Here is a 17,354-nt window from a genome sequence, read left to right on the forward strand (position 1 = left end):
GACGGCGTTTTGCCGTGGTGGCCGAGCGTCTGCGCAACTTATCAGCTACCACTTCGGGGTGTTTCCGTACTTCTGGTCCGGATCAGAGCGCTGATACCTGATAGGTGACAGGATTCACCCCCTAACGGTCGTGCGGTGCGAATGGCCGATCCGGGACTCCCCTCCTATCGATCCCGGAGCGGCCATTCGTCGCCGACATCGGAACCTGCGGCCGAAGGGGTTCCGACATCTACTTGGACGGGGCCGGGGCGCGTTCGGTTCCATGAAATTCAGAACGCCGCCGAAATGCCGCGATCCGGCGTCGACGATCGGTAGCCTGAGCGCATGAACGTGAGCAGGGGGCTACGCCACGGAATGGACACCGAAGGGCTCAACGTCGCGTTGTCCGAGGCCACGTGCCTCGGGCTCGCGGTCGACGAGACCGCGGGCGAGTTACGACTCGACCTCGAAGTGCTGACCCTCCCCGAACACGGGACGGCCGCCGAGGACAGCCGGGTGCAGGTGCGGTTCACCCGCGTGAGCCGGGTCGCCGCGTCACTGCGCACGCAGCACTGGGACGACCTGGAACCCCGGGTGCTGCCGCTGCAACTGGACGGCCTGGACGAGGCGATCCGCAGCTTCGGCGGCGGGCGGCTGCACGGCTGGGAGTTCATCGATCTCGACGACAGCAGCTGGGCGCTGTGGAGCGAACTGCTCAGCTTCGATACCAGGATCGACGATCACGAGTCCGCGCACGTTCTGGAGTTCTCCCAGGAGGAGGGCATCGATCCGCGCGAGCTGGACGTCCGGGTGTGGTTCGACGACATCGTCGTATACGACACGCGGGGCAAGCAGATTCCCCTGGCGGACTTCGTCGAGGGTGGTGCGCGGTGGTGGCGGGCGCACGATGCGGGTGATCCACGGGCGATGCGTCCTGGTATCGCTCCGCCACTGTGAGCGCCGCACCCGGGATCTTCGCGAGCCGACCGCACATCCGCCCGACCGGATGTGCGGTTTTTCGTGTCGGGGCGCTCAGGCGCCCGTGCCCACCGGGCAGCTCACTCCGGTGGCGTGCGCCGGGCAATATCCGCCGGGGTTCTTCGCCAAATACTGCTGGTGATAGCCCTCGGCGTAGTAGAAGGCCGCCAAGCCGGGCAGCGGCGCGATGTACGTGGTGATCCGCCCGTACCCCGCCGCGGCCAGGCGCTTGCCATACACTTCGGCCGTCGAGCACACGAGATCGGCCTGCTCCGGGCCGAAGGTGAAGACCGCCGAACGGTATTGGGTGCCGCGGTCGTTGCCCTGACGCATACCCTGGGTGGGATCGTGGTTCTCCCAGAAGTGCCGGAGGATGCCCGCGTAGTCGATCACCGCGGGATCGAACACGACGAGCACGGCTTCGGTATGTCCCGTCCGTCCGCTACACACCTCTTCGTAGGTGGGGTTGGGCGTGTATCCGCCGACGTAGCCGGCCGCCGTGGTGTAGACGCCGTCGAGTTCCCAGAAGCCCTTTTCCGCGCCCCAGAAACAGCCCATCGCGACGACCGCGAGCTGAAACCCTTCGGGAAACGGCGGGTGGATCGGGTGACCATTGACGTAGTGGGTATCCGGCACGTCGAGCGGCTCCGCCCGCCCGGGCAGGGCTCGCTCGGGTGCGATCATGACGGGTTCGGGGAGGCTCAGACGCCCCACTAGTTCGTCGTACCACGACATGGTTCGATGCTACGCGTGCGTTTCCAGTGGGGCCGATGTGCGTGATGTGACGGTGCGCGACCCGCAGGCTGTGAGCGGCGTCACCGGAATGTGCGGGCGTGGGCCCGAGTTGGAATCGACCGGGTGTACGAATGATGGTTGGCTGTGCTCGGAACAACGGGCACAACCGGCCCGACATAGGAAGGGACATCGTGGCTGAGTACACGCTGCCAGATCTGGATTACGACTACAGCGCCCTGGAGCCCCACATCTCCGGGCAGATCAACGAGCTTCATCATTCCAAGCACCACGCCGCGTACGTCGCCGGTGCGAACACCGCGTTGGAGAAGTTGGAAGCCGCTCGCGAGTCGGGCGATCACAGCGCCATCTTCCTGCACGAGAAGAACCTCGCGTTCCATCTGGGTGGGCACGTCAACCACTCCATCTGGTGGAAGAACCTCTCCCCCAACGGCGGCGACAAGCCGGTCGGCGAACTCGCCGCGGCGATCGACGACCAGTTCGGTTCGTTCGACAAGTTCCGCGCGCAGTTCACCGCGGCGGCCAACGGTCTGCAGGGCTCGGGCTGGGCGGTGCTCGGCTTCGACACCCTCGGCCAGAAGCTGCTGACCTTCCAGCTCTACGACCAGCAGGCCAACGTCCCGCTGGGCATCATCCCGCTGCTGCAGGTCGACATGTGGGAGCACGCCTTCTACCTGCAGTACAAGAACGTCAAGGCCGACTACGTCACCGCCTTCTGGAACGTCGTCAACTGGGCCGACGTGCAGGAGCGCTTCGCCAAGGCCACTTCGCAGGCCAAGGGCCTCATCTTCGGCTGAGCCGGATCGAGCACCGGAACCGGGTCCGCGAATCCGGCCGCCACGCGCGGCCGGATTCGCGGGCCCGTTCTGTTTCCCGGTGACGCGAGTACTTTGCCGAGGACCTTGCCCGGTGACGAGCAATTCGGACCCCACGAGGTGGGGCCGGATCCGACGCATGCGCAGCCCGATTGCCCGCAGATCTCCGTCCGACTGTCCGATTGGCACTCTTTGGTACTTGTGTGCCAGGTGACTCGTGGTTCATATTCGGGATCCACACCAAAAAGGGACGGGCAAGGTCGCCCCCGGGTTCGACAACGGGAGGCAGAAATGCGCACGAACGAACCGATCGGCATCACGCCGTTCCATTCGCGCGGGTCGCTGCGTGGCTTCTTGATCTCCGGCCGCTGGCCGGACACCACCAAGGAGTGGGCTCAGGTGCTGGTCCTGGCCGTGCGCGTGGCCACGCTACCCGGGTTGCTGACGACCTCGACGGTGTTCGGGGTCCGAGAGGACCTGCCCGACGATCCCGCGCCCGGCACGGTCGGCCTGGTGCTGGCCGAAGGTCCGGTGCTGGGCGAGGAAGCCGTCGAGCCGGGCCACTTCGCCGAGCATGTGCCACCGGCGCTGCTGATGTTGCATCCTCCTTCCGAAACCCGACCCTCGCTGCCGGAATGCGCCGGCGCGGCGTCCGGCTGCGTGCTGCTGCCCGGCGTGCCCCATCTGGGGCTGGAGCACCGTGCCGCGTGGGTGGAAGCGGAGTCGGACGGAACGATCACTTCGCTGGTCAGCCGGGTCGGACTGGACCCGATCAGCGATCCCGACACCGCGGTTCTGGCTATGCTGCTGGCCGCGTGAGGGTAACCGAAATTCACCGGTTGGATCGCCAAACTTATTGTGCGCATAGCGATTTCGATGACAGCGGGTTGGCAGGAGCCGGTTCCGCCGGGTAGAGTCGGCTACAGCGAAGGGGAGTAGCCCCCAATCACGCAGTCGACATACTGACCCTCCGGCCCACCGGCGGGTCCGGCTGTGTGAACCGGCATCCGTCCGGTGGGCGAGACCTTCGGCCTGGACAACCATTTCGTTGTCGGCCGGAGCCCCGCGTCTCCGACCGGCAGGCCGGAGACCTGGGAGAACCGCCACACATGATCGCCACCGTCTTGCTGAGCATCGGCATCGTCTTTCTCGCCGAACTGGGTGACAAGTCCCAGCTGATGGCGCTGACGTTCGCGCTGCGCTATCGCTGGTGGGTGGTGCTGGGCGGTATCGCGACGGCCTCCGCCGCGGTCCACCTGATCTCGGTCGGCGTCGGTCACTTCCTCGGCGCGGCCCTGCCCACCAGAGCTATCGCGCTGGTCGCCGCCGTCACCTTCCTGGCCGTCGGACTGTGGACCCTGCGCGAACACTTCGGCACCGGCGACGACGATCCCGCACCGAAGACGCCGAAGGCCGCCGGAGCGCCGTTCTTCGTGGTGCTTTCCGCCTTCCTGCTCGCCGAACTGGGCGATCGCACCATGTTCGCGACCGCCGCGCTGGCCACCGACTACGACTGGGTGGGCGTCTGGCTCGGCTCGACCATCGGCATGGTCGCCGCCGACGCGCTCGCCATCGCGGTGGGTATTTTGGTCGGCAAGCATCTGCCGGAACACGCCATCGGCATCGGCTCGGGCCTGCTTTTCCTCTACTTCGGCTCGGCGACCCTGCTCGGCGCGACCGCACCGGCCCTCGGCGGCGCCGCCGTCGCCGGACTCGCGGCGCTGACTCCCGCGCTGGCCGGTGCGGCGCTGCTGCTCACGCGGATTGCTCGCCGCACGAGTCCAGCGCGGCTCCATATAGTCCGCCACCCCGGCGCAGCAGATCCAGCAGCGGTTCTCGCAGCGCGGGCAGACCGCCCACGTCCCCTGCCGCGATCCGAGCGGTGACCATCGAACCGATGGCCGCGGCCACGGCCCGACAAGCGAAGCGCTGCGGCTCGGTCCGAGCGTCCAGCACGTCGGCGATCAACTCGACGAACCGCTCCAGCAGCCGGGCCCGGCGCGCGATCGCCGCCGAGCCCACCGCGAAGACCTCGACCAGGAACAGCCGCGCGCTGGCCGGGTCGTCCACCAGATACTGGAGATAGGCGCGAAGGATCCGGTCCATGCGAGTGATGGCGTCCGCCTCGTCTTCCGTCCCGGTGGCCTCGGCGATCCGGTCGAGCAACAGCTGCACCGCACGCTCGTAGGCCGCCTCGAAGCAGTCCTCTTTGGACCGGAACTGCTCGTAGAAGGTCTCCCGCGACACGCCCGCCCGTTTCAGGATCGCCGCGACGGAGGTTCCGATATACCCGTTCTCGGCCATGGCCTCCGCCGTCGCGACGAGGATCCGCTCGCGCTGCGAGGCGATCACCTGCTCCCGCGTAAGGCCGTGCCTGCCTCGGGGCAGACGTGCGCTGAGGGCCGATTCGGTCATGCGGTGACTCCGGTGTTCGGTCGAGCTGAACTGGGCTGCTTCATTCTGCGCGGTCGGGTCCGCAGGCCGGTCGAAGAGGGTGCGCGGCGGGAACGAGTCGCGGGAGCCGTGCAGGGCCGCGCGCCGCGCACCGGTTAGGGTGCAATTGACGAAAGGCCAACTGGCTGTCACGAACGAGAGGACCATCGTGGAGATTTCGGGTTCCGCCGCCATTGTCACCGGAGGCGCATCGGGCCTCGGCGCCGCCACCGCCAAGCGCTTCGCCGAACTGGGCGCCACCGTCTTCGGGCTCGATGTACCGCAGTCGATCGAGCGCGCGGGCGACAACGTGCCCGCCGGGGTCACCCTCATTCCCGCCGATGTCACCAGCAACGACGAGGTCGCCGCAGCCGTCGCGCAGGTCGTCGAGTCCGGCGCGCCGCTGCGCATCGTGGTCAACTGCGCCGGCGTCGGCTGGGCGGGCCGCATCCTGTCCAAGAACGGCCCGCACGACTTGGAGCTGTTCCGCACGGTCATCACGGTGAACCTGCTCGGCACCTTCAACGTCATGCGACTGGCCGCCGACGCGATCGCCAAGACCGACGCCGTGGACGAGTACGGCCAGCGCGGCGTCGTCATCAACACCGCCTCCGTCGCGGCGTTCGAGGGCCAGATCGGTCAGATCGCCTACTCGGCCTCCAAGGGCGGCGTGCACGGCATGACCGTTCCGGCCGCGCGTGACCTGGCCCAGTTCGGCATCCGGGTCAACACCATCGCCCCCGGCATCATCGACACCCCGATGCTGGCCGGCGTCACCGAGGAATACCGCAAGGGTCTCGAGGCGGGGGTGCCCTTCCCGTCCCGCCTGGGCCGTCCGGACGAGTACGCGCAGCTGTCGCAGTACATCGTCGAGCACGACTACCTGAACGGCGAGACCATCCGCATGGACGGCGCGCTGCGCATGGCGCCGCGCTGATTACGCTGCGCTACTCCGGCAGCGCGCGGCCCTCCCTGGAAGGGCCGCGCGCTGCCGTCTTTCACGCCTGCGGCTTGTGCCCGATGCCGAGATAGGCCGTGGTGGACAACGGATAGTTCGGCCGGTACTTCTCGGCGAGAAACGCTTTCATGACGGCGGCGCGCCGACCCCAGACCTCCGCGCTCACACTGTGGCGCATGAGCTCCAACGGGGCGCTGCTGCGCACCATGGCCTCCCACATCTCCTCGGGGCTGCCGAAGGTGAGGGCGATCGAATGCCGCTGGATGGACACCGCCTCGAAACCCGCGCCGCGCATCTCGGATTCGAAGACCTCGGGATTCTCCAGGCTCAAGAAGTTCGGTTGCGGCTCCTGGATGTTCGGGTCGGCGGCGCTCAGGGCGCCGAACATCATCCGCATCAGCGGTGAATCGGCGATCGGCGCCCAGCTCGACACCACCGCGGTGCCGCCCGGTCGCAGCACCCGGAACAGTTCGGCGAAGCCACGAGCGCGGTCAGGGAAGAACATCAGGCCGAACATGGAGAACCCGGCGTCGAACCGGTCGGACTCGTACGGCAGATTCTGTCCGTCGCCCACCCGCGCGCGGACATTCGTCCACCCGGCGGCAGCGGCGTCCTTCGCCAAGCGCGCGATCATCGGCTCGGAGAAATCGATCGCCTCGACCTCGGCCACATGGCCTGCGGCAAGCAAACTGAGGGTGCCCGGCCCCGCAGCGACATCCACAATGCGCGACTCCGGCGACAGCGAGGCGAACTCGAGCGCCCGCGCCGAGAACGGTCGCATGATGCTTGGCGCGAACTCGGCGTACCCGTCGGCGACGAGATCCCATGGCTCGGCGACGGCAAGCGGGTTTGCGGACATGTTGTGACGATCCTTTCAGGCATCCACATCTAACCGCGCCACCCGGGGGCATACTCCCCAGTCCTGCGAATATGCCATCTCGACGGTCACCGTAACCGAGAAATGGCCGAAACGTCGCCGGCCGCACCGGCCGCGACCGGAGAACCTCGACGTGGTCCTCCGGTCGCGGGCGGGTTCACAGCGTCCGGGTCAGCCGATCGGTGAGGATGTGGGCGAAGTGCGCCGGATCCTTCAACTCACCGCCCTCGGCGAGCACCGCCGTGCCGAACAGCAGTTCGGCGGTTTCCGACAGCTCGGTCGCCGTGCCGGCCTCGGCCTCCTCCTTTTTGGCGGCGTACGCGTCGCGCAGGCCGGTGACCAGCGGGTGGGTCGGGTTGAGCTCCAGAATCCGCTTGCTCTCCGGCAGCGCCTGACCCGAGGCGCGGTACATCCGCTCCAGCATCGGCGTGAAGTCGAACACGTCACCGACCAGGCAGGCCGGGGAGGTGGTGAGCCGGTTGGTCAGGCGCACCTCCTTGACGTTCTGTTCGAGCGTCTTGCCCAGCCACGTCAGCACCTCGGCGAAGTCCTTGTCCTGCTGCTCACGCAGCGCCTCGGAGGCCTTCTTCTCCTCCTCGGTCTCCAGGTCGACCTCGCCCTTGGCGATGGACTGGAACGCCTTGCCGTCGAACTCCGGCACCGAGCCGACCCACATCTCGTCGACCGGGTCGGTCAGGATCAGCACCTCGCGGCCCTTGGCCTTGAACGCCTCCAGATGCGGGGAGCTCTCGACCTGGTGGCGGGTCTCGCCGGTCATGTAGTAGATCGTGTCCTGCCCCTCGGGCATCCGCTCCACGTACTGGGCCAGCGTGGTCAGCTCGGTCTCGGAGTTCGTCGAGGCGAACGAGGAGACCTGCAGGATGGTCTCGCGGTTGTCGAAGTCCGAGAGCAGGCCCTCCTTCAGGACGCGGCCGAATTCCTTCCAGAACGTCTGGTAGCTGGTCTGGTCCTCGGCGCCCTGCAAATCCTTGACCGTGGACAGCACCTTCTTCACCAAGCGCTTGCGGATCATCTGGATCTGCCGGTCCTGCTGCAGGATCTCGCGTGAGACGTTGAGCGACAGGTCCTGCGCGTCAACCACACCCTTGACGAAGCGCAGGTACTCCGGCATCAGCTCTTCGCAGTTGTCCATGATGAACACCCGCTTGACGTAGAGCTGCACACCGCGCTTGTGCTCGCGGGTGAACAGGTCGAACGGCGCGTGCGAGGGGATGAACAGCAGCGCCTGGTACTCGAAGGTGCCCTCGGCCTTCAACGGGATGATCTCCAGCGGATCGTCCCAGCCGTGGCTGACGTGCTTGTAGAACTCCTTGTACTCCTCCTCGGAGACCTCGCTCTTGGGACGCGTCCACAGCGCCTTCATCGAGTTGAGCGTCTGGTCCTCGAGGATGGTCGTCTCCTTGGCGTCCTCACCCTCGCCCTCGGTGACGGTCCGCTCCACCTGCATCCGGATCGGCCACGCGATGAAGTCGGAGTACTTCTTGACGATCTCGCGCAGCTTCCACTCCAGGGTGTAGTCGAAGAGGTGATCCTCCTCGTCCACCGGCTTGAGATGAAGCGCGACCGACGTGCCCTGCGGGGCCTCCTCCAGCTCCTCGATGGTGTAGGTGGAGCTGCCCGCACTCGACTCCCACCGGGTGCCGGTGGTCTCCCCCGCGCGGCGGGTGGTCAGCGTGACCTTGTCGGCCACCATGAATGTCGAGTAGAAACCGATGCCGAACTGGCCGATCAATTCCTCGGCCGCGGCCTCGGACTTCGCCTCGTTCAGCTTCTTGCGCAGCTCGGCGGTACCGGACTTGGCGAGGGTGCCGATCAGGTCGACGACCTCGGCGCGCGACATGCCGATGCCGTTGTCCCGTACGGTCAGGATCCGGTTGTCCCTGTCGACACCCAGCTCGATGTGCAGGTCCGAGGTGTCGACGTGCAGATCCTTGTCCCGGAAGGACTCCAGGCGCAGCTTGTCCAGCGCGTCGGAGGAATTCGAGATCAGCTCCCGCAGGAAGGTGTCCTTGTTGGAGTAGACGGAATGGATCATCAGCTCGAGCAGCTGATGTGTCTCTGCCTGGAACTCGAGTTGTTCGACGTGCTCTGTCACGTCGGCGATGGTACCGCCGCGCTCGGACTACGTGGCCGAAGGTGGCACCGAGGCGTAATCCGGGACGACACCGTGCGATCGCGGATCGGTAACCGGCCGGAAGTCGGCGAGACCGGGAACCTCTTCGTCGGCACGGGTGGTCATCCATTCGCGCAGCACCTGGGTGGCGCGCACGTCGTCCTCGTTGTACTCCAGCAAACGGGTGCGCTGGGTCTGGTCGGGCGCGGCGCCGTCGTAACCGACCGCGAGCCGATACCAGCTCATCGACGCCTCGCCGCTCGCCTCCGGATCACGCCACGAGAACCCGGCGACCGGCGCGATCTTCTTCAGTCCCTTGCCGTTCGGGCAGATGAACTGGTCCGACACGGCTTGGAACATGTCCACCCATTGCGGCCCGTCCACGAACGCGCGCACCTGCTCCACCGTCGGCACGCCCGGGCGTCCCGCGAACCGGCGCGCCGATTCGTACAGCCACTTGTCCTCCGCCGTGCGCGAATAGCAATACGCGGCAAACGTTCTGCCGGTCGCGGCCGCCTCCGCGCGCACCGTCATCAGCCAGGTCCAGAACTCGCCGAAGGAGCGGCCCTCGTCCTCGGTGGGCAACGGATCCCAGGTGACGAACGGGCGGTACACGCCGTCGAGCAGCGTGCCCCACAGGTACGCGCCGTATTCCTGGAAACTCTCCAAGTCGACGTCGACCTCCACGTCCGCCCGTCGCACTCGCACCTGCTCGACCCGCCGCACCAGCGGCGAGCCCGCGATCCACGCCCGCGCCGTCACCACGGCCTCGTCGAACGGGCCGTGCTGCCAGTCCTCGGGTTCCTCGCCCACCCAGGCGGCGAGTTCGTCGATGGTCTCGATGTCGTGCCTGCGCAGTACCTCGGCTCGGGAGCCGGGCGCCACCAGGCTGACGTCGCGATGCTCGATCAGCCAGCCCTCGCAGCTCGGCCCATCGACCCCACGCGTCCACCAGGGGCACTGCCTGCACTCGGGCACTTTGGAGGGGATGGTGGGCAGCTCGCCGCGCACCACCGCGATCCGGTCGGCGTAGCGGCGGTCGTAGTCGGCCAGCAGCGGAGCCAGATCGTGCACCAGGATGCGATCGAAGTCGAAGCCGATCACGCCGCCGACCAGCGCGGGGCTGGCCAGGCCGTGCCGTTGCAGCATCCGGTGCAGATGGGCGAGCCGCTGCTGGTCGCGCGGCTGCTGACGGAGTTTGCGGTGCGGATCCGGTTGCGGATTCCAGCGATAGGGGTCCGAGGTGACGGGGTGGAAGTCGGCCCGCTCGGGTTGACGCGGATCGGTCACCTTGTGGTTCACCACGATGATCGGGATGTACCCGCCGCGATCGGCGTCGCGCAGCAGGATCTCCGCACCTCCGCGCCTGCCGGTGTCCGGCTCCTGCGGTAGCAGGCCGCCCCAGATGTGCTGTGCGCCGATCTCGCACGCGCGCATCGTCGCTTCGGCGCGCTCGGCGGCGCGCAGTCCGGGATCGATCACCACCCAGGCGTCCGGGTCGGCGCCGACCAGCGCGTCGCGCACCCGGGCGCGGTGCGCGACCGCGGCATCCCGGCGCTGGCGTACACCCGCGTCCTCGGAAATGCCCACCAGTGCGTCGGGGTGCGTAGCGTCCAGACGCAGGCGATGGCGGCAGCCGATCAGCGCCCTGGCATCGATGAAGGCGGTCGGCGCGCCGGTGGCCCGATCGACGGCCGTTCCGTCGCGCTTGAGACCGTCTTGGTCACCGATGTCCGAATCCACGCTAAGCAGTATGGTCCCTACCCCCGACAGTGTTGAATTCCAGCGCCTGGGCCGCACTACCCTCGCAGCGGACGCGGCGGACCCGATAGGGTGGCGGCAAAGCGTGTGACATGGGCGGACGGGCTTCCCCGGCGTCGTACTGCCATGGCGAACCAGCATGACGGAGGGCCTTCGATGGGGTTGTTCACGAAGCGCAAGCGGCGGCCGAGCCGCAGGGCCGAGGCGAAAGCCCTCAAGCACAAGGCCGCGATCGAGGCCAGGCTCGCCGCGAAGAACGACCGCAAAGCGCGCCGCGCCGAGGCCCGCACCCAGCGCAAGGTCGCCAAGGCGCAGATCGCGGCGTTCCAGGCGGAGGAGAAAGCCGCGCTGAAGGCGGCCGCCAAGGCCGAGCGCGATCCGTTCAGCGCAGGCCAGGTGAAGAAGTACCTCGGCGTGGCGCGTGTGCTCATCCCGGTGCTCGCTCCGCTCGCCTACCGTGGCGCGACCTTCCTGCGCGGGCAGCTCGACACCCGCCGCGCCCAGCAACTCGGCGTTGGCGTCGACCAGCTCGGCGACTTCACCGGACACGGCGCCAAGCTGCAGGCGCGTATCACGAATGCCGAAGCGGCACTGCTGAAGATCGGCGCGCAGAACGGCAAGGACAAAGGCGAGACGCAGAAGTTCGTCGCCGCCACCAAGGATCGCCTCGGCAGCCTGACAGCCGCCGTGCACACCGCCGACCAGATGCCCGCCAACCGCCGCCGTTCGGTGCACACGTCGATCTCGCACGAGCTGTCCGGGATCGAGTCCGACATCTTGGCCCGGCTCGGCGTGCGCTGACCCTCCCTGTCTCGATGCCCCCGCACCCGATCACCGGCCACCTGCGTGGTGGCCTGGTCGGCGTGCTGGTCGGCGTGCTGGCCGTGGCGGCGCACGGGGCGGCGGGTGGCGGTGCGCCGGGCTCCACCGAGCTGACGTTGCTGTTGCTGATCGCCGCCGTGGCCGGCTCGGCCGCGGGAGCCGTGCGGGCGTGCACGCGCCCGTCCGTCATGGCCGCGCTGCTGGGCGCCGGCCAGCTGCTGAGCCACGCCGCGCTGTCGGTTCTGCTCGGTCACGACCACCCCGGGACCGGCTCGCCCACAACGGCTTTCCCGCTGCCGGCCGGATGGATGCTGCTCGCGCACACCGCCGCGACGGTCGGCTGCGCGGCATTGATCGTGCTCACCGAGCGGCTCTACACCGCAGCCTCCGCCGCCCTGCGCGCGATATTCGCTCCGCCGCGCCCCGCGCGGATCGCCGGTTCACCGCCCTGGTCGGATCCCGGTCTCCTGCCCCATCGCTGTGCTCCGCTCGGTGCGCTCGGTCCGCGCGCGCCGCCGGTGTCGGTCTGATCCCCGACACCTTTCCCTTCGCACAAGAGGCTTCAGCATGCACAGCTCGATCTCGCGCGCCGTCGCGACGACGGTCACCACAACGGCACTCGCCCTGTTCGCAGGCGGTACCGCCGCGGCCCACGTCACGGTGGACGCTCCCGGCGCGACCCAAGGCGGATACACCGTCGCCACCTTCCGAGTGCCCACCGAATCCGACACCGCGAGCACCACGGCGCTCACCATCACTCTGCCCAACCTGAAATCGGCTCGGACCGAATCGATTCCCGGATGGTCGGCAAAGGTCGAACGCAACGACAAGAAGGAGGTCACCGCGATCACCTGGACCGCCGACCCTGGCGCACCGGGCATTCCGCCCGGTCAGTTCCAGCGTTTCGCGGTCTCCGTCGGCCCGCTGCCCGCCCTGGATTCGGTCGGTTTCCCCGCCAAGCAGACCTACTCCGACGGCAAGGTGGTCAGCTGGGATCAGCCGGTCGGCAAGGACGGCGACGAACCCGAACATCCGGCTCCCTCGGTGAGCTTGACCGCGGGCAAATCCCACGCGCCGGACGGGCACAAGGTGAGCAGCGAAGCCGAGGCGGACGACGACGACCACGACGACGAGACGGCCCGCTGGCTGGGCGGGATCGGTCTCGCGCTCGGTCTACTCGGTGTCGCGCTCGGCCTCGGCAACGTGATCCGCGGGCGGCGCGCATGACCCGCCGTCTCCTCGCCGCCGTGGTGGCGGGACTGTTCCTGCTCGGATTCGGTATCGCCGCAACGGGAGTCGCCGCCGCACACTCCGCGGCGACGGGAAGCGTCCCGGAGGACAACGCGACCGTCGACGCAGGACCGGAGCGCGCGAGCGTCACGTTCAACGAGGAACTGCAGCCCAGCTTCCCGTCGCTCACCGTCGTCGGGCCGGACGGCAATCTGTGGTCGAAGGGTGATCCGGTGGTCGACGGCAAGACGGTCAGCGTGGCCCTGGGCGAGCTGGGGCCGGTCGGCGAGTACACCATCGCCTACCGGGTGACCTCGGCCGACGGGCACCCGGTCAGCGGCAAGCGGCACTTCACGCTCGGCAAGCCGGGCAACGGCACGCCGGGACCGAAACCCCATGCGAAGGCCAAGGACGGCTCGGACGGCTCGGACGGCATCCCGCTGTGGGTGTTCATCGTCGGCGCGGTCGTACTGTTCGGCGGCGGGCTCGCGTTCGCGTTGTTCGGCGGCAGGAACCGCGACTCCAAGCGGTGAACGGCGTGAAGATCGGCGGCCGGGGTGGCGCTCGGCGCGCTCCCGGCCGAATGCCATGGCCCGTGCTGCTGCTGACCGTCCCCGCCGGACTGCTGGGCGTCGCGCTGGCCTGGGTTCTGATCCGGCCGGTCCCGTTGCCAGGGGAAGCCGTGGTCCGGGTGGTGGCCGACGGCGTCGGGGCGACCGCGCTCGGCTTGGCCGCGCTGCCCAGGGTCGCGCCGCGCATGCTCACACCCTGGCGGCTGCTGGCGGTGCTCGCCGGTGTCTGGGCGGTAGCCGAGTTCGCCGTGCTGGTCTTCGAGGCCGCCGACGTGGTCGGCGTTCCGGTGCGCGAACTCGGCGCCGAGGAGTTCGGCACCTATCTGGTCGACGTCAGCGGTGGGCAGGTCGGGATCGCGATCCTGATCGGCGTCGCCACGGTGGCCGGTGGCTCGGCGCTGGCCTTCCGGCGGCCCGGGTCCGCCTCCGCCGACCTCGTCCTGGTGTTCGCGGCGGTCGCGCTGGCATTGCGGCCGATCACCGGGCACATGTCGCAGCAGGCGTTCGGCTCCGTGCTCGCGGCGGTGCACGCCCTGGCGGCGGGCGCCTGGTTCGGGTTGCTGATCGCGCTGGCGCTGGTCGTGCGCACCCGCGGTGAGTGGGCGGTCGTGCTGCCGAAGTACTCGGCGGTGGCGCTGCCCCTGGTCGCGGTCGTGGCGGTGACGGGGCTGCTCAACGGACTGATCCGGGTCGGAGGGGTGACCCCGTTCTTCAGCACCGGTTACGGCCGGATCCTGCTCGCCAAGACCGTGGTGCTGCTCGGTTTGCTCGCCCTCGGCTGGTGGTGGCGGCGCAGTTGGGTGCCGAAGGCGGCGGATCACCGGATGGACGCGAAGGACTCGCTGCGCCGCGCGGTAGCCGAGGTGGTCGTGATGGCGCTGGCCTTCGGGCTCGCCGCGACCCTGGCGGTGACAGCCTGAGCCGTACCGCCGGGGCCCGGTTATGCGTACCTCCGCCTTCGCTCCGGCCATGCGCGGGCTGAGGACGGACTACGTCCGACCGCACCCGTTATGGTCTGCGCATGACCGAAGTGAAGATCGTCGAGGATTGCTCGGCCTCGGCGGAGTCCGCGTTCGCCTACGTGAACGACTATCGGAACCTGTCGCGATTCCTGTACGGCATCCAGTCCTTCACCCCGGTCGGTGAGCAGACCGAAGGTGTCGGGGCCGTGTTCGACGGGCACATGAAGCTGGGGCCCGCCTCGCTGAAGTCGCGGATCCGAGTGGTTCGCTGGGAGAAGGACTTCGCGATCGGCGTCGAGTCCATCAAGGGTTTCGACGTCGAGTCCACGTTCCTGTTCCACGACAAGGGTGAGGGCTTGTGCACCGTCGACGCGATCGTGGACTACCGGGTGCCCGGCGGCCTGGCGGGCCGCGCCCTCGGTAAGACCATCGAGCCGTTCGTCAAGATCGCCGTGCAGCACACCGCGCACAACTTGGTGACCCAGATCGCCGCATTCCACGCGGGCTCGGTCTGATCCGTTGTTCGATTTGCCGCGCCTGCGGCGCAACACCGTGTTTGTCCGGAGGGCCGCCCCCAGACCCGATGGTCGCGGTCGGTCGAGGCCAATGGCGCCGGCCGAGCGCCTCGGGATGCCATGTCGCTCGCGGCGCGGTGGGATCGGTTGCGCCGGTGGTGGCGGGGTCGGGATGCTGGAGTCGTGAGCGCAACACCTTCGTTCGGACAGCGGATCGGCTACGTCTTCGGCCGCACGCTGCCGGAATCGATGTCCGAATGGGTGCGGGAGGATCTGGTCGGGCCCGGCGCTACGCGGCGTTATCTGCTGCGGTTCCTGGTGCCCGTGCTCCCGGTGCTCATGCTGTTCCTGTTGCTGCCCGGCCCGCTGTGGATGGGTCTGGCGATGATGGCGCTGCTGTACATCCCGCTGATCTACTTCACGGTGGCGCTGCTGTACGTCTACCGGCGCCACCGGTTGATCAAGCATGGTCTCGACCCCGCGCTCGCCGACGCCGACGCCCGACGCCGCGATGAGCGCGACCGCCTCGATTACGAGCGCAGGCACGGACGCGCCTGAGGCCCGCCGACATCTAGCGGTGACTTATACCACAGGCATAGCCTAGAAGCATGAAAACCCCCACATTTGGGCAGCGAATCGCCTACGACCTGGGCCGAGAGCTCCCCGAGGAGCTGCACGAGTGGGTCACCCACGACCTCGTCGGCCACGGGGCCATGGAGCGCTATCTCGTCCGTTTCATCGGGCCGATCATCCCGTTCTTCGCGTTGGTGCTGCTGTTCCCCGGACCGCTGCCCCTGAAGATCGGCTTGATCGTGATGATGATCGTCCCGCTGATCGTCTTCACGGTCGCGCTCAGCTACGTCTGGCGCCGCTACCGCTTGATCCAGCACGGCCTGAGCCCCGACCTGGTCGACCACGGCAAGTGCACCGATCACGACCGCGAACTGTACGAACTGCGCTACGGCCACCGATAGCTCCGCCCCCTCCCTCCGCGCGCCGAGAAACCACGCGCGAGGGCGAAGCACGTGCACCTGGCCGCCTACCCGCGTCCCTGACCGCTTGATCGTCGACAGTCGCCTCCGCCGCCCCCGGGCCAGTCACCACGACTTATGCACTGGCTGTGGCAGCAACCCCGCGAGCCCCAGACCTGAACCCCGACTTCGAGCGCTCACCGAATCCCTCCGGGACCACGGCGCTCGTGCTGAAGAAGCAAACGCCCGAGACAGCTCTGAGCCCCAGCTAGTGCGATTTCCGGCCCCACGCCACCCAACCGGCTCAACTCCCGGTTCCGAGCGAAGCGAGACCGAGGCATGCCCCGTTCGCGGCCCGGCTCGCGTCCGAGTGGCCGCCGCGTAGGCGACGAAGGAGCAAGTGGTGGTCGCTTGGACGCGAGCCAAGAGGGGGCCGCGAACACCCAGCGCCGCAGGCGCTGGAAAAACCAACACGGCCCGGCTCGCGTCCGAGTGGCCGCCGCGTAGGCGACGAAGGAGCAAGTGGTGGTCGCTCGGACGCGAGCCATGAAGGGGCCGCGAACACCCAGCGCCGCAGGCGCTGGAAAAATAGACACCGTGACCGAATCGCAGAATGTAATCGCCACCGCCGACCTGGCCGACGAGATCGGCCCGGAGATCCGCAGCTGCGACACGCAGTTCATCCAGTTCGGCGGACGTGCGGCGTTCTCCGGACGCATCACCACCATCCGCTGCTTCCAGGACAATCTGCTGGTGAAGCAGACGCTCGGCGAGCCGGGCGAGGGCAAGGTGCTGGTGGTCGACGGCGGCGCGAGCGTGCACACGGCGCTGGTCGGTGACATCATCGCCGGGCGCGGCGTCGAGAACGGCTGGGCAGGCGTCATCGTCAACGGCGCGGTCCGCGACTCCGCCATCCTGCGCACCCTGGACATCGGCATCAAGGCGCTGGGCACCAACCCGCGTAAGAGCACGCAGACCGGTAGCGGCGAGCGCGATGTGCCGGTCGAGTTCGGTGGGGTCACCTTCGTGCCCGGCGAGGTGCTCTACAGCGACCACGACGGCATCGTCGTGCGCGCCGAGGACTGAGCGGCTCGGCGGCGCGCACGGATCGCTCCGGCCGCCGCACGATCCCGCGATCAGGCCGAAACGATCGCCTTGTGACCGGCGATCGCGACCACATCGCCGGGGTGCAGTTGCCGCCCGCGCCGCAGTTCCACCTCGTCGTTCACCCGCACCAATCCGGCGGCGATCACCGTCTTCGCCTCCGAACCGGATTCGATCAGGTTGGCCAGCTTCAGAAACTGGCCGAGCCGAATAACGTCGTCATCGATCGGCACTTCGACTGGTTCCGACATGAAGTAAATACTTACTCCCCCATCCGAACTCGCCGGACACCGCCCCATCCCCTCCGCGATCTCCGGGCAACTCGAGCGGGACCTTCCGCACCGCGCGGAAATCCCACCGTCGAACCGTATGCGTCGAATTCCCGCCGATTTGATCGGCTACTCCGCCCAGGTCAGCGCGGAATCGGGAAAGTCGGCGTTCGGCTCCGCCCGGCGAGGAACACGCCGCGAAGAAGTCCGCCCGCGCAAAC

At 68.2% G+C, this 17,354-nt stretch carries 19 protein-coding genes and 1 pseudogene; 14 read left to right on the plus strand and 6 right to left on the minus strand.

Going from position 1 to position 17,354, the window contains the following annotated elements; translation table 11 throughout:
• Positions 1–324 precede the first annotated feature (324 nt).
• Positions 325–936, plus strand: coding sequence for a hypothetical protein (locus ACGF7Y_RS09575; RefSeq protein WP_393231445.1), 612 nt, complete (start codon positions 325–327; stop codon positions 934–936).
• Positions 937–1,011: 75 nt separating this feature from the next.
• On the opposite strand, the gene msrA is transcribed toward ACGF7Y_RS09575, so the two are convergent.
• Positions 1,012–1,692: a peptide-methionine (S)-S-oxide reductase MsrA gene (gene msrA / locus ACGF7Y_RS09580; RefSeq protein WP_393231448.1), complete on the minus strand. Its 681-nt coding sequence runs from the start codon at positions 1,690–1,692 to the stop codon at positions 1,012–1,014.
• A gap of 191 nt (positions 1,693–1,883) precedes the next feature.
• On the opposite strand from msrA, the gene ACGF7Y_RS09585 reads away from it, so the two are divergent.
• From ACGF7Y_RS09585 to ACGF7Y_RS09595, 3 genes are all read left to right on the plus strand, one after another.
• The gene (locus tag ACGF7Y_RS09585; RefSeq protein WP_039794275.1) at positions 1,884–2,507 is read left to right on the plus strand and encodes a superoxide dismutase; all 624 of its coding nucleotides are present in this window, start codon (positions 1,884–1,886) and stop codon (positions 2,505–2,507) included.
• A gap of 309 nt (positions 2,508–2,816) precedes the next feature.
• On the plus strand, positions 2,817–3,344 hold the full coding sequence (locus ACGF7Y_RS09590) for a peptidase (RefSeq protein ID WP_357040772.1): 528 nt from the start codon (positions 2,817–2,819) through the stop codon (positions 3,342–3,344).
• Positions 3,345–3,634: 290 nt separating this feature from the next.
• Positions 3,635–4,411 (plus strand): TMEM165/GDT1 family protein, encoded by a 777-nt coding sequence (locus ACGF7Y_RS09595; RefSeq protein WP_393231451.1) that lies wholly within the window; start codon positions 3,635–3,637, stop codon positions 4,409–4,411.
• Between the two features lie 313 nt (positions 4,412–4,724).
• On the opposite strand, the pseudogene ACGF7Y_RS09600 reads toward ACGF7Y_RS09595, so the two are convergent.
• Positions 4,725–5,153 (minus strand): annotated as a pseudogene (locus tag ACGF7Y_RS09600) (TetR/AcrR family transcriptional regulator); the annotation flags it as partial.
• Here ACGF7Y_RS09600 and ACGF7Y_RS09605 point away from each other — a divergent pair.
• Entirely contained in the window at positions 5,128–5,895 is a 768-nt protein-coding gene (locus tag ACGF7Y_RS09605; RefSeq protein WP_040864299.1) for an SDR family NAD(P)-dependent oxidoreductase, read from the plus strand. The pseudogene ACGF7Y_RS09600 and the gene ACGF7Y_RS09605 sit on opposite strands and share 26 nt — an antisense overlap.
• 61 nt (positions 5,896–5,956) lie before the next feature.
• Here ACGF7Y_RS09605 and ACGF7Y_RS09610 read toward each other — a convergent pair whose 3' ends face one another.
• The 3 genes from ACGF7Y_RS09610 to ACGF7Y_RS09620 form a co-directional block, all read right to left on the minus strand.
• On the minus strand, positions 5,957–6,775 hold the full coding sequence (locus tag ACGF7Y_RS09610) for a class I SAM-dependent methyltransferase (protein ID WP_393231454.1): 819 nt from the start codon (positions 6,773–6,775) through the stop codon (positions 5,957–5,959).
• Between the two features lie 175 nt (positions 6,776–6,950).
• Positions 6,951–8,909 (minus strand): molecular chaperone HtpG, encoded by a 1,959-nt coding sequence (htpG, locus tag ACGF7Y_RS09615; protein WP_393231457.1) that lies wholly within the window; start codon positions 8,907–8,909, stop codon positions 6,951–6,953.
• Positions 8,910–8,936: 27 nt separating this feature from the next.
• On the minus strand, positions 8,937–10,586 hold the full coding sequence (locus ACGF7Y_RS09620; RefSeq protein WP_393233090.1) for a TM0106 family RecB-like putative nuclease: 1,650 nt from the start codon (positions 10,584–10,586) through the stop codon (positions 8,937–8,939).
• 258 nt (positions 10,587–10,844) lie between these two features.
• On the opposite strand from ACGF7Y_RS09620, the gene ACGF7Y_RS09625 reads away from it, so the two are divergent.
• The 9 genes from ACGF7Y_RS09625 to rraA all read left to right on the plus strand — a co-directional run bounded on the left by ACGF7Y_RS09625 (position 10,845) and on the right by rraA (position 16,846).
• A complete protein-coding gene (locus tag ACGF7Y_RS09625) occupies positions 10,845–11,489 on the plus strand; it encodes a DUF6474 family protein (protein ID WP_040864172.1) in 645 nt (214 codons plus the stop codon).
• Between the two features lie 14 nt (positions 11,490–11,503).
• Positions 11,504–12,040, plus strand: a complete 537-nt coding sequence (locus tag ACGF7Y_RS09630; protein WP_393231460.1) for a hypothetical protein — start codon at positions 11,504–11,506, stop codon at positions 12,038–12,040.
• Positions 12,041–12,077: 37 nt separating this feature from the next.
• Positions 12,078–12,737, plus strand: a complete 660-nt coding sequence (locus ACGF7Y_RS09635) for a YcnI family protein (RefSeq protein WP_393231463.1) — start codon at positions 12,078–12,080, stop codon at positions 12,735–12,737.
• Positions 12,734–13,273, plus strand: coding sequence for a copper resistance CopC family protein (locus ACGF7Y_RS09640; protein ID WP_357040794.1), 540 nt, complete (start codon positions 12,734–12,736; stop codon positions 13,271–13,273). The genes ACGF7Y_RS09635 and ACGF7Y_RS09640 overlap by 4 nt, the downstream gene beginning before the upstream one ends.
• Positions 13,274–13,323: 50 nt before the next feature.
• A complete protein-coding gene (locus ACGF7Y_RS09645) occupies positions 13,324–14,232 on the plus strand; it encodes a CopD family protein (RefSeq protein ID WP_393233093.1) in 909 nt (302 codons plus the stop codon).
• A 101-nt stretch (positions 14,233–14,333) separates the two neighbouring features.
• Entirely contained in the window at positions 14,334–14,789 is a 456-nt protein-coding gene (locus ACGF7Y_RS09650; RefSeq protein ID WP_393231466.1) for an SRPBCC family protein, read from the plus strand.
• A 183-nt stretch (positions 14,790–14,972) separates the two neighbouring features.
• The gene (locus tag ACGF7Y_RS09655; protein ID WP_040864169.1) at positions 14,973–15,347 is read left to right on the plus strand and encodes a DUF5313 family protein; all 375 of its coding nucleotides are present in this window, start codon (positions 14,973–14,975) and stop codon (positions 15,345–15,347) included.
• A gap of 50 nt (positions 15,348–15,397) precedes the next feature.
• Positions 15,398–15,763: a DUF5313 family protein gene (locus tag ACGF7Y_RS09660; RefSeq protein WP_393231469.1), complete on the plus strand. Its 366-nt coding sequence runs from the start codon at positions 15,398–15,400 to the stop codon at positions 15,761–15,763.
• Positions 15,764–16,306: 543 nt separating this feature from the next.
• The gene (rraA, locus tag ACGF7Y_RS09665; RefSeq protein WP_393233096.1) at positions 16,307–16,846 is read left to right on the plus strand and encodes a ribonuclease E activity regulator RraA; all 540 of its coding nucleotides are present in this window, start codon (positions 16,307–16,309) and stop codon (positions 16,844–16,846) included.
• A gap of 50 nt (positions 16,847–16,896) precedes the next feature.
• Here rraA and ACGF7Y_RS09670 read toward each other — a convergent pair whose 3' ends face one another.
• Positions 16,897–17,115, minus strand: a complete 219-nt coding sequence (locus tag ACGF7Y_RS09670) for an RNA-binding S4 domain-containing protein (protein WP_393231471.1) — start codon at positions 17,113–17,115, stop codon at positions 16,897–16,899.
• Positions 17,116–17,354: the final 239 nt, after the last annotated feature.

It is taken from the genome of Nocardia sp. NPDC047654 (assembly GCF_043205035.1).
Lineage (GTDB): Bacteria > Actinomycetota > Actinomycetes > Mycobacteriales > Mycobacteriaceae > Nocardia.